The sequence below is a fragment of the Streptomyces sp. AC627_RSS907 genome, from assembly GCF_019049165.1.
In genome coordinates this window covers 15121-30649 of the sequence record NZ_JAGMUE010000048.1, presented here as the reverse complement: position 1 = coordinate 30649, position 15529 = coordinate 15121, and the positions used below count along the sequence as shown (strand labels likewise).

The window sequence follows — 15529 nt, the reverse complement described above, 5'->3', positions numbered from 1 at the left end:
CCCGCTCACCGGGCAGGCTTTGCCTGCCCGGTGACAGTCCGTCCGCTGCGCTCCCGGACTGGCGGGACTGCGTCCCGCTACTGGCCTCCGCTTTGCTCCGGCCAGGGGGTCGGCGGGTCCGCTGCGCTCCCCCGCCTCAAGGGTCCTTCCGGCTGCGCCTCCAGGACCATTAGGGCCCGCTGCCGCGGGCCGAGCTGGCTACTGGGGTGGGGGTCGCTCGTTCGTTTTGGGTTCTAGTGTAGTGGGTGCCTCAGGTTGATGCACCATGTACCGTTGGCAGAAAATAGAGAGATGCTGGGGTGGGAGACATGGCTAGCATGCGAAAAATTCCGACGGGTATCACCCTCAGGGCAAAATACTTTATCCGTGCTCATGGGCACTGGGCCGATCGTGCTGACATAGAGCAGTACAGGGCCCTGTGGATCGAGCACGGTGTCCCGAAGGATCAGATCGACCGAGTGGCCGCGTACGAGGCGGTCTGGGGTGGCCTCGCCCTTCCTCCCTCTCCCCACTACGACGGCGGGCCGCGAACGCTCAGCGGAGACGTACCCGAGGGACCGGCTCCCGACTGGCACTTCGAAGCCGGCCTGCAGCGAACAGCTCTCCCCTACTCGTTCATGATCGGCCCCAACGGGGAGTTCGGGCTCCACGCCGGCAACTGGGTCCCCCTGCACTCCACCGTTGAAGGGTGGGTGGAAGCAGTCGCCCTGGCCGACCACGCCCGCCGATGCGCACGCACCACCAAGACAGTCACCGGTGACGCCGTAGACGACCTCGGCCTCGAAGGGTTCGATCCCGTTCCGGAAGTCGCCGGCCTCTCAGACACCTGGTGGCGCGGAACCGACTCCCTCATCGCCATCTACCGCGGTGAAGCCGAAGTCATGAACGCGCCCCAATGTCAGACCGCCACCATCTACGGCGGCCTCGGCCAGTGGGGACTCAGAGGACTCGACAGTTAGACAACCCCAGAACGCCTCGCCGCCCGACCTCTGCCGCACAGAATGGACATTCGGAATGCACGGCATTTCCCTCAAGGAACACCAGGTAGATCAGCGCGCCGCGTTTCGCAAGTGGGTGGGATTTCCTGCAAGGTCATCTGTGCCCCCGCAGGGTGCCCGTGCCACGATCGTGTCAGCGACCGGCTCGGGAAAGACGATCATGGCGGCCGCGTGCACGCTGGAGTCGTTCGCGGACGGCCGGATCCTCGTGACGGTGCCGACCCTGGATCTTCTCGTGCAGACAGCCCAGGCGTGGCGCCTGGTGGGCCACCGGGCGCCGATGGTCGCGGTGTGCTCGCTGGAGAACGACGCGGTCCTGGGCTCGCTGGGGGTGCGCACCACCACCAACCCAATCCAGCTCGCCCTGTGGGCCGGGCACGGGCCGGTCGTCGTATTCGCCACGTACGCCTCCCTCGTGGACCGCGAGGACATCGACGCTCCCGTGGGCCAGCGGAAGGTTCGCGGGCCGCTAGAGGCCGCTCTGGCGAGCGGGGAGCGCCTCTACGGCCAGCGCATGGACGGCTTCGACCTCGCGATCGTGGATGAGGCCCACGGAATCGCCGGTGATCTTGGTCGACCGTGGGCCGCCATCCACGACAACGCCCGGATCCCGGCGGACTTCCGGCTGTACCTGACCGCGACCCCGCGCATCCTCGCCGCGGCCCGCCCGCAGAAGGGCGCGGACGGCCAGGAGGCGGAGATCGCGACCATGGCCGACGACCCGGACGGCACGTACGGTGCGTGGCTCGCCGAGCTCGGACTGTCGGAGGCGATCGAGCGCGAGATCCTCGCCGGGTTCGAGATCGACGTCCTGGAGATCCACGACCCCTCGCCGGTCCTCGGAGAGTCCGAAGAGGCGCGGCGCGGCCGGCGCCTGGCACTGTTGCAGACGGCGCTCCTGGAGCACGCCGCCGCGTACAACCTCCGTACGGTCATGACGTTCCACCAGAAGGTTGAGGAAGCCGCCGCGTTCGCGGAGAAGCTGCCGGAGACCGCTGCCGAGCTGTACACGAACGACGCCTCCGACGACGACCTGGCCGCCGCGGACAAGCTGCCGAAGTCCTCCATCGACGCGGAGTTCTACGAACTCGAGGCCGGCCGCCACGTACCCCCGAACCGAGTGTGGTCGGCGTGGCTGTGCGGAGACCACCTCGTGACCGAGCGGCGCGAGGTCATCAGGCAGTTCGCCAACGGCATCGACGCCGCCGGGCGCCGGGTCCACCGCGCCTTCCTCGCCAGCGTTCGCGTGCTCGGGGAAGGCGTCGACATCACCGGCGAACGGGGAGTTGAGGCCGTCTGCTTCGCCGACACCCGCGGCTCGCAGGTGGAGATCGTGCAGAACATCGGCCGCGCGCTCCGCCTCAACAAGGACGGCTCCACCAAGGTCGCCAGGATCATCGTGCCCGTCTTCCTGGAGCCCGGCGAGGACCCGACCGACATGGTCGCCAGTGCCAGCTTCCGCCCCCTTGTAGCCGTGCTCCAGGGCCTGCGCTCGCACGATGAGCGCCTGGTCGAGCAGCTCGCCTCCCGCGCGCTCACCAGCGGCAAGCGCAAGGTGCACGTCCGACGTGACGAGGACGGGCAGATCGTCGGGGCCGGCGGCGAGGTCGACGGCGAGGACCAGGAGGACGACACACAGGCCGCCGCCGAAGCGGCGCTGCTCCACTTCTCCAGCCCTCGCGACGCTGCCACGATCGCCGCTTTCCTGCGCACCCGGGTCTACCGGCCGGAGTCCCTGGTGTGGCTGGAGGGCTACCAGGCCCTGCTCCGGTGGCGGAAGGAGAACCAGATCACCGGCGTCTACGCCGTGCCCTACGACGTCGAGGTCGAAGTCGGGACGACCAAGGCGTTTCCGCTTGGCCGGTGGGTGCACCAGCAGCGCAAGGCGCTGCGGGCCGGGGAGCTGGAGGAACGGCGCAAGACGCTGCTGGACGCGCCGGAGGCCGGGATGGTCTGGGAACCCGGCGAGGAAGCGTGGGAAGCCAAGCTCGCCGCGCTGCGGTCATACCGGCGGGCCACCGGGCACCTCGCTCCGCGACAGGACGCGGTCTGGGGCGAGGGCGAGGCAATGGTGCCCATCGGCCAGCACATGGCCAACCTGCGCCGCAAGGGCGCGAAGAACGGCCTGGGCAAGGCCCCGGAGCGGGCCGCCGTGCGCGCAGCGCAGCTGACGGAAATCGACCCGGACTGGGACTGCCCGTGGCCGCTCGACTGGCAACGCCACTACCGCGTCCTCGCCGACCTGGTCGACGCCGACGGCCACCTGCCCGACATCCAGCCGGGCGTGCTGTTCGAGGGCGATGATCTGGCCAAGTGGCTGGAGCGGCAGAAAAACCCAAGCACCTGGAAACAGCTGTCCACCGAGCAGCAGCAGCGGCTGTCGAAGCTGGGCGTGCAGCCCGCTGAGGCCCCGTCTCCCGCCCCGGCAGCAGAGCGTACGAGGAAGATCCCGAACAAGGCGCAAGCGGCGTTCCAACGGGGCCTCACGGCACTCACGCAATGGGTCGAGCGGGAAGGCGCGGACCGGCCGGTACCGCGCGGCCACACCGAAGAGATCGTGGTCGACGGCGAGGAAGAGCCGGCCGTCGTGAAGCTGGGTGTGTGGATCTCCAACACCAAAACCAGGCGCGACAAACTCACCCAGGAGCAGCTGGATGCGCTGCGGGAGCTGGGCATCGACTGGGCGTGAGCAACCACAGGATCTGATCAAAGGGTGTCGGGTCTCGTTACACACAGCTACGCTGACAGCTCTATGCGCAAGGGGGGGTCATGCGGTTTGAGCAGCGGATGTATGCACACGTCAAGTTCCTCGAGTTGATGGCGGAGCTCTACGAGAGCGAGTTCGAGGACTTCTTCCATCGGCTGATGTGTTTGCGCTATCCAGACTTCCTTGACGTGCGCACGGCTGGCAGTCTGGGTGACAGGTCAGCCGATGGTCTCAGCCTGCATTCGCGAAAGCTGTACGCCTGCTACGCACCACAGACCGTGAAGCCGGACAAGATCCGCAAGAAGTTCGACGGAGACCTCTCAGGGGCGGTCGCCAAGCGAAACGGCGAATTCGACACCTTTGTCTTCGTGCACAACGACAGGCGGGGTGTGCATCCTGAAGTGACATCTCTGCTGGCAGGCGCGCGGGACAGCATGCCTTCGCTGCGATTCGAGCAGATGGGCACCCGGCGACTGTGGCACGAGTGCATGCAGCTTGATCAGATGGCAGCCGAGGACGTCCTCCGCTGCGAGATCCCCATCAAGGACACGACTTTCGGCATCGGGATGGAGGACCTGGCGCCGTTGCTGAAGCAGCTGCAGGACATCCGCGCCGAGTCCAACCCCCTGATGTCCCTGCCCGACGTGCCGGTGGAGAAGCTGGACTTCAACCGGATCGAAGGCGCGGACCGGGAGGACCTCCTCCGGGGCATGCGACAGAGCCACCTGGTAGATGCGTTCTACGCTGGCACCCGAAGCGAGCTGGAGCACGACGAGGTGGCGGAGGGCTTCCGTCTGTACTACCAGCAGGTGCGTCGCGACTACAGCGACGCCGACGACGTCCTTTGGCAGCTCAAGATGTACTTCCTCGGGAACGCCCAGCCGCGACCTAAGGTGCTGCGTGCCGCCCTTGTGGTCCTGGCGCACTTCTTCGAACGATGCGACATCTTTGAGACGCCGCCCGCCGGCTGGCAGCCCGGCATCGGGTTGACCGCATGATCACTCCGACGAAGGGACTCGCTCCTGACCGCTGCCTGCTCGCTGTCGGCGCGCAGGTTCTCCTCCAGCTCGATGAACCGCGGACCGTCAGTCAGACGTGGGCGAGGCTGAAGAGCTGGCGCGCTGATCAGGCCCATACCTCGCCGGTATCGTTCGAGTGGTTCGTTCTGGCCCTGGACATCCTCTTCGCCATGGGTGCGGTGGAGCTGGTCCAGGACGTTCTCGTCGCAAGGAGTACGAATGCTGCGCCGTCTGAGCGCTGACGACGCGCGGTTCAAGACGGTGGAGTTCTCGCCAGGACTGAACCTGCTGGTCGCGGACACCACCTCGTCGTCGGCTGAGACCGACAGCCGTAACAGTGCCGGCAAGTCGAGCGTGATCGAGCTGATTCACTTCCTTCTGGGGGCGAAGTCCTCCGGGTCGCTGGCCACGAACAAGGCGCTGCGCCACATCACCTTCAGCCTTGCTATGGACTGGCCGTGGCAGGACGATCCGCTTGAGGTACGACGGCGCGGGAACAATCCCAAGGTCGTGTCGCTGAGCCGGGACGTATCCGGCGTGCCTGCCGACACGCTCTTCGCCGATGGCCAGGACGTCGAGCTGTCCGTGGAGCAGTGGAATCGCGTCATCGAGCGGGACCTCTTCGGGCTGGAGGGTGACCATCCAGGAGTGAGTGGTCGCACGCTCCTGTCGTTCCTCATCCGCCGGGTGTCCGCGCACGGCTTCAACGAGCCGACCCGGACGTTCTCCCGGCAGGCGGCCGCCGAGGCATCGTCGAATCTGTCCTACCTCCTGGGGCTGGACTGGCAACTGGTCAACGGATACCGAGAGCTCAACGCCCGCAAGGCGACCAGAGACCAGCTGAGGAAGGCCGTCAACGATCCCGTATGGGGTCGGATCGTCGGTTCCACGGCCGATCTGCGAGGTCAGATCACTCTCGCCGAGGCACAGGTCGAACGGCTGCGGACGCAGGTTGCCGCCTTCCAAGTTGTCCCTGAGTACGAGCGCCTCAAAGAGCGCGCAGACCAGGTAAGCCGCCGGATCCAGCAGCTCGCCCAGGACGACGTGATCGACCAGCACAACCTCGAAGAACTCCGGGGCGCGGTCACCGAGACCACCGACGTCGAGGTGTCCTACCTCGAGCCGGCCTACCGCGAGCTCGGGGTCATCCTCAACGACCAGGTCCGGCGTCGCTTCGAAGACGTCAAAGCGTTCCACCACTCCGTCGTACGCAACCGGCGAAGGTTCCTGGAGGAAGAGATCCAGGAAATCACCGACCGCCTGGCCGCCCGGCGTCAGGAACGTGCCGACCTGGGCGAGGACCAGGCCCGCCTCCTGCGCGAGCTGGCGGACGGTGGGGCGCTGGAAGCGCTGACCGCCCTGCAGACAGCCCTGGGGCGGGAGGAGGCCGCTCTCGGTGCTCTTCGCCACCGTTTCGACGCAGCGCAGGCCCTTGAAGCCAGCGCCCGCCAGATCACCGCCAAGAGCGTCGAACTGCAACAGGCCGTCGACCTAGACCTCCAAGAGCGCCGGCAGCAGACAGACGAAGCGATCCTGCTGTTCTCCCGGTACGCCCAGCGCCTGTACGGCGAAGGCCGCGAAGCCTACCTCGCCATCGAGGCCGGCCGCACCAGCCTCAGCATCACGCCCCGGATCGACGCCGACGACAGCCGCGGCATCAACAACATGGTCATCTTCTGCTTCGACCTCACCCTGGCCGTCCTCGCACACCGCCACGAGCGCGGCCCCGACTTCCTCATCCACGACAGCCACCTCTACGACGGCGTCGACGAACGGCAAGTCGCGCGAGCCCTCGCGCTCGCAGCCGAAGTCACGGAGGAAGAGCACATGCAGTACATCGTCACCCTCAACACCGACACCCTCAGCACCGCTGCCCAGCGCGGATTCAACCCCGAACCCCACATCCGCAGCCCCCGCCTCACCGACGACGAAGAGGGCGGCCTCTTCGGCTTCCGCTTCAAAGCCACAGGCAAGGCAAAGGCATAACGGGCACCCCGCACCGACCGTTATAGCCGCCGGGAGTCTCTCGGCCGCCTCAGGAGCGGATATCGTCCCGTGTCGTCGTTTCCTGGAAGAAGGCGCGCAGAGGCTCGTCAATGGCCTGCTCACAGCTGCCGCAGTCGGCTGCGGCGTCGAGACGTGGTGCGAGGTCCTCGGTGTCGTGGGGGGTGAGGATGAGCCAGCGCAGAACCACCTGCCGCAAGATCATCCGCAGCTCACGCAGCTGAGTCTGCCTTTTGCTCTCCTCCTGCTCTTTGAGCAGGTCTCCGTGTACATACAAGGACCGTGCGTTGTATGCGTCCCGCACTGCCTTCGTGACGAGTTCGCGCAGCGCTGGGGGGAACAGGGTGGCCGTGCGAGTCTGCATCTTCTTGCTGATGCCGTCGTGCTTGTCGTTGGGACTGGCTATCAGGGCTTCCAGAGCGATGACGTAGTCCAAGTGCAGCTCGTCTATCTCTTGCTCCCATACTTCGTTGTCGCTGGGGGTGCGCTGGTAGGCCTGCAGCAGGTGTCGGGCGGCCCGTTCAAGCCGTCGGGCACGTTTCCTGGGCAATGTGCGGCCGCTGGTTGCGCCAGCCATGACGGCATCGATCCTGGCGGTTACTGCGGAGCAGAAGGCCTGCATCCGCGGCAGATCTGCCGGCGCGAGATGGAAGCTCCCCGTCTTACGGGCTTCGATTTCGACCGGGGTCCCGTGGCGACTCGCAATGGTCTCAATGGTGGTCGGTACGTCGTTTCGGTTCAGTTCGAAGTACCGGCCGCGCTCGACTCTGAACACGGCATCGACGTGCAACAGGTCTTCGCTCCACAGGATAAGGGGGAGCAGCGCTCTCCAGTGGCGGGCTTCCGGTCGAGGACCGACGGTCTCGAACCAGTGGGTCCCTCTGCGGTCCGGCGTACGGTCAGGGTTCGGGGCATGGACGAAGGGCGCACCGATTAGAAGATCGAGGTCGAGCCCGCCCGGCTGCAAGCCATAGAGCGCGGGCATGGGGCCCAGCTGCTTCAGTTCGTCGGTGGTGAAGGTCTGCAGGATGTAGTGCCCCAGCGGAACTCGTGCACCTTCAGGAAGATCGCCGGTCAGCAGCAGCCAGTCCTCGGCACCCAGTGCCGGGGCCGTACAGAAGGCAACGAAACTGTCCGCGACCTCCTCCACCGACACAGTGGCCCCTCGGGCGATCAAACGGGTCGCGTCGCCCAGCCCGGATGCACCCAGAATCACGGACCATCGGGGCAGCCAGTCACCAGTGAGCTTTCCGTACAGGTCACGGTGCCCCGACACCGGCGCCGCCAAGGCCACTGCGTTGCTCAGGTCATCCCACTCCGGCCGCGCTGCAAGCGCTGCGTCAGAGACGGCCTGGGGAATGGAGGGGAGATGACGTGCCTGATCAAGCCAGGCGAGGGCGGCTTGACGTAGCTGGGAGGGGCTTTCCATACCGCACGAAACTAGCGCACCTCCGCTGTCTGCCCCGCTCCGCCTCTCAGCACTCCGGCCAGTTTGCCGCCTTTCCGTGTGGGGCATGGAGAGGACGAAGCCGAGGCCTCGCCCGCCTGATCCGCGATGATCGAGCGAGAAGCCGTACAGCTGCCGTGCGTTGGAGGCCAAGGACACGCCATGAGTGAGACCACGGCGTGGCGGCCTGCGCCGTCGCGTCCCAGCCGTACAGGCACGCGGCCAGGGAGCAACACTAGGCATCCTCACGGGCGACCTGCCGGGCGAGGACGTCGCGGTCGATGTACAGGTTGACGGCGGCGACCACCTCCGCCAGGCCCGTGTCCCCGTACACACAGCACATCCCGCGCGCCGCGACCGTATGCCCGCGTCGTCTGCGGAGCGCCGTTGGGGGCGCGACGCTGCTCGTCCCGATTCGGCGACTGCCGGACACGAGTCCGTCCGGAAGACCCCGCATCGCGAACGTCGGATCGGGATCACCGGATCGGGGGAAGGTCCCTGAACTCCCGTGCCCTCCCACAGGGCAGAGGGGTTGAGGTTGTGGCATGGGCTCGATGCGGTGCGGGGAGGACCGGGGTGTCGGCGGTGGCCGGGACGGCAGCGGCCGTTCAAGAACTCGACGAGGACCAGCGCGCGGCACTCGACGCCTGCGTGGTCGCGGCGCTCGCCTTGAGTAGCAGTGAGGGCGAGGCACAGGGGCGGATGCGGCTGCTGATGGAGTGCCATGGTCGCTACGTGCGCTCGTTCGGGGTCGTTGAGCAGGCACCGTCGTACGAGGTGTTCGCCCGTCGGCTCCGTGGAAGCCGGGTGGCCGATCTTCTGCCGGGACGGCCTCAGGGGTCAGTGCTCGGCAAGCTGTGGCTGCTCGATGACGACGGCATGCCCAGCTTGGCGCTGCACCGGCTCGCGGTGGAGGCCTCTGAGCACGGCCACCAGGCCCCGGGGATTGGTGCCGACATCCGGCATCTGCACAGCCTGCTGCGGGCGGTAGGGATGCTGCCGGTGAGTAGCGGGCTGTCGCGGATCTCCGGCGAGACCGTCCAGCACGCCGTCTTCCGCGCGCTGAGGGGCGCAGGTTTCGAGGCGTACACCCGGGGCCGGGAGGCGATGGTCCGTACGCCCGTCCTGACACGGCGCGCTTTGTCCCGGAACACCGCGTTGGTCGAGCTGGGCGCGTACACCGGTATCTCCCCGACGCGGCAGTTCGGCGGCCTGTGGGCAGCGTGTCCGATGTGCAGATGGACGATGCGGGCCACCTACCGCCCCAACGGCGTGGTGGACGTCGAGTGTGAGGACGAGCGCCACAGCCTGCTGGGCGCCCGGTATCGGGCCGAGCCGGCTGCGGTGGAGGGCTGGCGCCTGGCCCCGTGCGGCGAATTGCGCACCGTGCCGGAGTTGCTGCCCGTGGAGGGCTACGTGGCGTTGCCTTACGCCCTGTGGCTGTGGGTGACGCTCCCGGGCTTGCTGGAGGTCGAGCTGCGCGACCGGCTGGTCGCCTTGGGCGCGGAGGTGCGGCTGTGGCCGTTCGGCGACGCCTATGACCTGCATGTCACTCGTCCCGGCCGGTCCGGGGCGTGGCGCGTCGACGTCAAGACCTGGGCCGACCCGTACGGGCTGGCCCAGAAGCTGCGCGAGGATCCGGAGGGGCCTGGCGAGCTGTGTTTCGTGGTGCCTGAGCACCTGCGGGGGTATCTGCCGTTGCTGCGCCGGGTGGTGCGCGGCAGCGGGGCGCGCGTGCTGACCGATGCCGACCTGGTGGCGGAGGTGGAGGGGGCGTGAGCAGGACGCTTGCCGGGGCTCTGGCCTTGGCCGAGTATCTTCTTCCCGCCCGGTTCCGCGATGGGCGGCAGGTGGTACGTGTCGCGGACGCCCATGTCCTGCTGAGCGGGCACGCGCCGCGTGCCGTGGCGGGTTGGGAACAGTGGTCGGAGGCGGACAAGCAGCGCATCGGCGCGCTGTTGGGTACCCGCCATCGGGAGGAGGCGCTGCTGCACCACGTCGAGCGGACCGTCTACGACGTCTTCCATACCCCGGGCGCGGATGACCCGCTGCCCGCTCTCTACGCGCTCGGGTACAGCGAGCGGGGGCGGGCGCTTGAAGTACTGCCTGCTCACGGGCAGGACCCTTCGGACGTCGCCGAACGCCTGCTCGCGTCGGCCAGGCGCCGACGGCTGCTGCGGGTCGCGAGCGGATCGGGCTGGTCGGCGCCGACATCGCGTGGGCGGGTCCAGCTCGCTTTCCCCGACGAGCAGGGGGTGTACAGGCCGTCTCAGGTCGTGACCGCGCCGTCGGTGGAGTTGGTGGTGGACGCCGATGAGCTCGGCTGGCAGAGCCGGGACACCGACCAGGACATGAAGGGCCCGGCCTTCCGCGAGAAGCAGATCGCGCTGCTGCTGCGCGGGACCATCGGTGGCGGACGCCGCCCTCTGGAACCCGTCATCCTGCCGCCGGGCCGGATGCACCTGCTGAGTGCGCCCCCGGGCGTAGGCAAGAACGTCTTCGGCCGGGGGCTGGCGATCCAGCAGGCGGGCCTGGGCCGCACCACCGTGCTGGTGGTCAGCGACAACGGCGACGTCTACGGCGAGGCCGCCACCTTGCAGCAGGAGCTGCGGGCGGCGGGCGTCGAGGCGACGGCCACGCCGTTCATCGCCCCCAACAGCCGGTACTACTTCGCGCTGCGCTCCGCCGCGAAGCTGGAGGGCACCGGCGTGCCGCTGGCGCAAGCCTCGGCGAGCATCGCCTTCCTCATCAACAACTCCGCCTACGGGTGCGCCGCGCAGGCGCAGCTCGAGGGGCGCGACGCCTTCGAGGCCGGCAGGGAGCCGTGTACGGTCATGGCGTCGGATGCTTTTCGCCAGCCGGAGCGGGCGTTGTGCCCGTATGTGTCGTCCTGCGGGAAGTTCTCCCACGTCGAGGCCGCGACGACGGCCAGGATCATCGTGACCACCCATGCCTGCTTCCAGTCCGGGATGATCAAGGTTCCGGTGGAGGTCGACGGGGAGGTCCGCAACAGCATCAGCGTGCGGGAGTTCCTTCTGCGCCTGGCGTCCTATGTGGTCGTCGACGAGGTCGACGCCTACCAGTCGCGGGGGTTCGACGAGTGCGGCGTGCTGGAGCTCGCGTCCCGCTCCCACCCGACCACGGTGCTGCGGCGCATTCGCGACAGCCTGCACCAAGCGCCGCCGCGGCTGGCGATGGCCGTGCGCCGGCCCCTGACCCGGGCGGTGTTCCTGGCCGAGCAGCTGCTCGACCTGGTGGCCGGGGAGGAGGTCTGCACCGAGGTCGCCCAGGCGCGGGCCCTGGCCCGCGGGCAGGACCCGCGCCGGACGCGGCAGGTCCTGCAGGACCGCAAGCGCTGGTATCAGCCCCATCAGTGGGACCGGCATCTGCTGGAGAACCTGATCGGGGTGGACCCTGATGCTGCGGCCACTGCTGAGCAGGCCGACTGTCTGCAGGCCTTGCTCCCGCGCGTGGCCACCCGGCCGGGCGACCGCCCTTCCTGCGCCGTCCTGCCGGATCGGCTGCTGCCCGTCCCGGGCGTGCTGGAGCGGATGCTCACGATCGACGAGGGCGGGGAGTGGCAGCTTGGCCCCCTCAAGGACGAACTGCGGGAGATCATCTGTGCCGCGCTGCCCGCCTTCTGCGCCGCCGAGGGCGGAGACGACGGGGCACCTGCCGAGTCCACAGTGCCGGCGCAGCGCGGGCTCGACCGGCCAGAGCCGGTGCGGGCGCCCACGCGCACCGAGGTCACCGCGGGCGTCTTGCACGCGCTGATGATGAAGACGTGGCTGACGGCCATCGTCCACACGATGTTCAACCTGACGGACAGGGCCGGCGAACTCGCTGGGCACGGCATCGACGCGGCCTCCGAGCTCGCCGACGCGATCGGCCACCAGGGCGCCGGCACCGTCGTCCCGTTCGGGCCGCTGGGACGCCAGCTGGGCGGGTTCCGCTTCGAGGGGCTGGACGATCCAGGTGCCCATGCGAGCTTGAAGATGGAGGTGCTGCGCGCCGACCCCCACACCGAGACGCAGTTCCTCGGCAGCATCGTCTCCCTCGCCCTGAGCGGCCGCCAGCGTACTGTCCTGGGTATGTCCGCCACCGGCTTCATGCCGGGCGCGGCACGCACCCACCTGCTCGCCCGCCCCGACTGGGCGATGCCCGACACTCTCCCGGGCGGCCTGACCATCTTCAACAGCAGCCCCGTCGCCGACGGGAAGCTCTTGGCCGTCGGCAGCACCCCCTACCGCGAACGCGACCAGCGGGTCATCTCACTGGCCGCCGGCTATGCACCGGGCCTGGTGCGCGACCTGGACCGGCTTGCCGCGGATGCGCGCACCCGGCATCGCGCGCGGGCCCTGATCACCGTCAACTCCTACCGGCAGGCCCGCCTGTTCGCCCAGACCCTGTACGACACCGCGCTCGCCCTCGGGCGGCGGCTGCGGATCTACGTCGCCGTCGCGGACACCCCCGACCCCTCTCTGCCGCCGGTCTGCGACGCGATCGGCCAGCTCACCCGCGACCGTTTCGCGGAACTGGCGGACCTCGACGGCGAGGTGCTCATCTCGCCGCTGCCGCGCACCGAGCGGGGCTTGAACGTGCTGGCCGTGTTCGAGGGCGTCGCCGTGTCGGCCATCACCCTGATCGCCATGGGTGTGCGGCCGGTCATGCCGGCCGACGACCCGGCGGTGCTGGCGGCCAGTGTCGCCGCCCGGGCTTGGCGCGACACCGTGCCTGGCGATGACCCCGCCGCCGTCCTGGCCCGGGCCCGCGCGGCGGCCGACGCGCACCTGCGCCTGAACCTCAACGCGCCCAAGCGCTTCTCCGCCCTGCCCGACGAGCTGAAGTACGAACTCGTCGCCACCCTCCTCGGGCAGAGCGTCCAGTTGGCAGGCCGCGGACGCCGCGGGCAGGCCCACGTCGAGCTCCACTTCATCGACGGCGCCTTCCACGACCCCACCTGGGGATCCGACCTGCCCACCCTGATCCGCGGGCTGCTCGAGCAGTCCCCGCAGGACGACCTCGCCCAGCTCGGCGCTTCTTACGGCCACACCATCGAGGAAATCACCGAGTACGCCCGCGCCCAGCACCTGCTCCCCGCGCTGCGCGCGGGCTTTGACTCCTACCTGGGAGAGTACGCATGAGCCGCCCGCTCGACAGCGTCGCCCGCAAGCAGGCCCGCCTGCTGCAGTTCCGCACCGCTCCCGCCGACCTGGGCGAGGTGATCGCCTACCGGCCCGACGCCCCCGTCATGGACCTGGCCATGGAGCTCTCGCGCGAGTACAAGCGCAACGTCGGCACCGGTCTGGACGTGCAGCCGCCCTACCGGGCGCTGGAGTGTGTCCTGCGCGCGGCGGCGGGCACCTGGGCGCGCTGGCAGTGGAACGACGGCTGCTACGAACTCCTGTGCGCGGCGCCGATCAGCGCCGAGGACCGGCACGACGTGTTCCTCTACTGGGCCGAAGCCGTGGTTCCTGGCCCCGACGGCCGGCGCATCGGCGAACAGCTGGCCGAACTCCTCTCCCGGGCCGAGCCCCGCTCCGCTGTCCTGCCCCCGCCGCCGAGCGCCGGCAAGCGCTCGCGCGCCTGGTGGCCGGGCGAACTCGCCCGCTGGCGCCTCGCCGAGGAACTCGCCGCCCTCGAGTGGCCCCGCAACAACGGCGCCCCCGTCCGTTTCGCCCTGTGCACCGACGGCCGCCTGGCCGCGATCGGCCACGAACTGCCCGCCGCACCCGACCGCAAGGGCATCGTGCGCCACCTGCTGCCCCGTATCACCATCGGCACCGCCGCCAGCGGGCACTCCCGGCGCCACGCGCTGACCGTGAACGCCAGCACCACCCTCCTCGCCACCTCCTGGAAGGGCGTCGCCACCGTCCTGCTGGCCAACCCCGACCAGCCGCTCGTCGTCGCCGCGGCCACCGACGGCCCGCCGTGGAAGCGCCGCCTGAACGTCCCTGCGGTCGCCGCCAGCCGCCGCTTGGCCGCCCTGCCCCGCCTGAGCGCGAACGTGCCGCCCTTCCCCGAGCACCTCGCCGACGACGCCCTGGCCGACACCGCACCGGGGCCGGTCTGGGCCGTCGCCCCGACCAGCGTCCGCACCCCCGGCCTGGGCCGCGGACACGGCATGGAGTTCTTCCGCCGCATCGAGGAGGCCATCGACACCCGGTGCGAGACGTACAGCCACCGCAGCCCCGTCTTCATCGAGGTCCCCGGCATCAAGGTGCCACCCACCGAGAGCGGCTCACGCGTCAGCGGACCGATCCCCCTCGAACGGATCCCCGCCGCCCTGGACGCCGCCGGCGTGGGCACCCTCCTCGTCCCTGTCCTGTGGAGCACCGACGAGGTCCGCGCCCGGGTGAAGGCCTCGATCACCGCCCAGTGGGGCCCCGGCGAGGACTGGAAGGCCGTCGAAGGCGTCGCCGAACCCGTCGCCGGCGGGCGTATCGAGGTCGTCTTCCTCCACGACAAGGCCGGTGCCCTCGGCCATGGACCGCGCACCAGCGCGGAGCGCGAGCGGGACCTGGCGCAGATGCTCGCCCCCCACACCCGCGAGGACACGCTCGTCGCGGCGATCTGCGAGACCGACTGGGACCCCGAGCGCTGGTACCCGAGCGTCGAAGCCCGCGAGAAGGCAGAGGTCGAGGACGGCAAGTGGCCCTCCAAGCAGGCTCTCGCGCGCCTCGCAGCGACCTCCCAGTACATCAAGCAGGCCCCGCCGCCGGTCCCCACCCACACCCGGGAGGGCAAGCCCTACAACGAGAAGTACCGCGCGAAGAAGGTCGCCTCTCGTCAGAGCGGCCTCGACAGCTCGACCGCGAACGTGCTGCGCGAGATCCTCAGCGGCGTCGGCGCCACCGACCACCGCCTCGGCGCCGCGTTCGGGAAACTGCCGCTCGAGAACTGGTGGCACATCGGCATCCACGTCCGCCGCCACGCCCAGCGCCGCACACCCGGCAAGCGCCGCACCACCGAACCGGCGCCGATCACCGCAACCCTCGCCGCCATGCGCCCCACCGGCGGAAAGGACGACCCCTGGCAGATCTGGGCCTACAGCCCCCAGGCCGGACAGTGGCAGCCCCACAGCCCGGCCACCACCGCGCTGCACGCCGCCGACCTCGCCTGGGACGTCAGCGGATACCGCGCCGCCGCGGACGAGACACCCCAGGCCCGCGCCGCCGCGGACATCGTCGAACAGGCCCTCATCGCCACCCGCACTCAACTCCCCGCCCCAGCCCCCGCGGTGCTCTACGTCGACGGCGACGCAGCCGAATACATCTGGGCGGGCCTCACCGACGAAGCCCTGGGCCAGGACCCGCCGCCCGGCATGCCCCGGCCCGCGTCCTGGCTGCCCGGC

At 69.3% G+C, this 15529-nt stretch carries 8 protein-coding genes and 1 pseudogene; 8 read left to right on the top strand and 1 reads right to left on the bottom strand.

What is annotated here, in order from left to right:
• The first annotated feature begins 308 nt into the window (after nucleotides 1-308).
• From KUM32_RS13250 to KUM32_RS13230, 5 genes are all read left to right on the top strand, one after another.
• Nucleotides 309-959 (top strand): hypothetical protein, encoded by a 651-nt coding sequence (locus tag KUM32_RS13250; protein WP_217142052.1) that lies wholly within the window; start codon nucleotides 309-311, stop codon nucleotides 957-959.
• A gap of 55 nt (nucleotides 960-1014) precedes the next feature.
• The gene (locus tag KUM32_RS13245; RefSeq protein ID WP_217142051.1) at nucleotides 1015-3687 is read left to right on the top strand and encodes a DEAD/DEAH box helicase; all 2673 of its coding nucleotides are present in this window, start codon (nucleotides 1015-1017) and stop codon (nucleotides 3685-3687) included.
• A gap of 80 nt (nucleotides 3688-3767) precedes the next feature.
• Complete coding sequence (locus KUM32_RS13240; protein ID WP_217142050.1) at nucleotides 3768-4703, top strand: ABC-three component system protein; 936 nt, start codon at nucleotides 3768-3770, stop codon at nucleotides 4701-4703.
• Nucleotides 4700-4966, top strand: a complete 267-nt coding sequence (locus KUM32_RS13235) for an ABC-three component system middle component 6 (RefSeq protein ID WP_217142049.1) — start codon at nucleotides 4700-4702, stop codon at nucleotides 4964-4966. Before KUM32_RS13240 ends, KUM32_RS13235 begins: the two co-directional genes overlap by 4 nt.
• Entirely contained in the window at nucleotides 4944-6710 is a 1767-nt protein-coding gene (locus KUM32_RS13230; RefSeq protein ID WP_217142048.1) for an ABC-three component system protein, read from the top strand. Before KUM32_RS13235 ends, KUM32_RS13230 begins: the two co-directional genes overlap by 23 nt.
• A 49-nt stretch (nucleotides 6711-6759) precedes the next feature.
• On the opposite strand, the gene KUM32_RS13225 is transcribed toward KUM32_RS13230, so the two are convergent.
• The gene (locus tag KUM32_RS13225) at nucleotides 6760-8157 is read right to left on the bottom strand and encodes a HEPN domain-containing protein (RefSeq protein WP_217142047.1); all 1398 of its coding nucleotides are present in this window, start codon (nucleotides 8155-8157) and stop codon (nucleotides 6760-6762) included.
• 594 nt (nucleotides 8158-8751) lie between these two features.
• Here KUM32_RS13225 and KUM32_RS44975 point away from each other — a divergent pair.
• The 3 genes and pseudogenes from KUM32_RS44975 to KUM32_RS43430 form a co-directional block, all read left to right on the top strand.
• Nucleotides 8752-9954 carry a hypothetical protein gene (locus KUM32_RS44975; RefSeq protein ID WP_217142046.1) on the top strand — a complete coding sequence of 401 codons (1203 nt, stop codon included), beginning with the start codon at nucleotides 8752-8754 and terminating at the stop codon, nucleotides 9952-9954.
• On the top strand, nucleotides 9951-13319 hold the full coding sequence (locus tag KUM32_RS13215; protein WP_217142045.1) for a hypothetical protein: 3369 nt from the start codon (nucleotides 9951-9953) through the stop codon (nucleotides 13317-13319). Before KUM32_RS44975 ends, KUM32_RS13215 begins: the two co-directional genes overlap by 4 nt.
• Nucleotides 13316-15529 (top strand): annotated as a pseudogene (locus KUM32_RS43430) (RNaseH domain-containing protein); the annotation flags it as partial. The gene KUM32_RS13215 and the pseudogene KUM32_RS43430, both read left to right, overlap by 4 nt.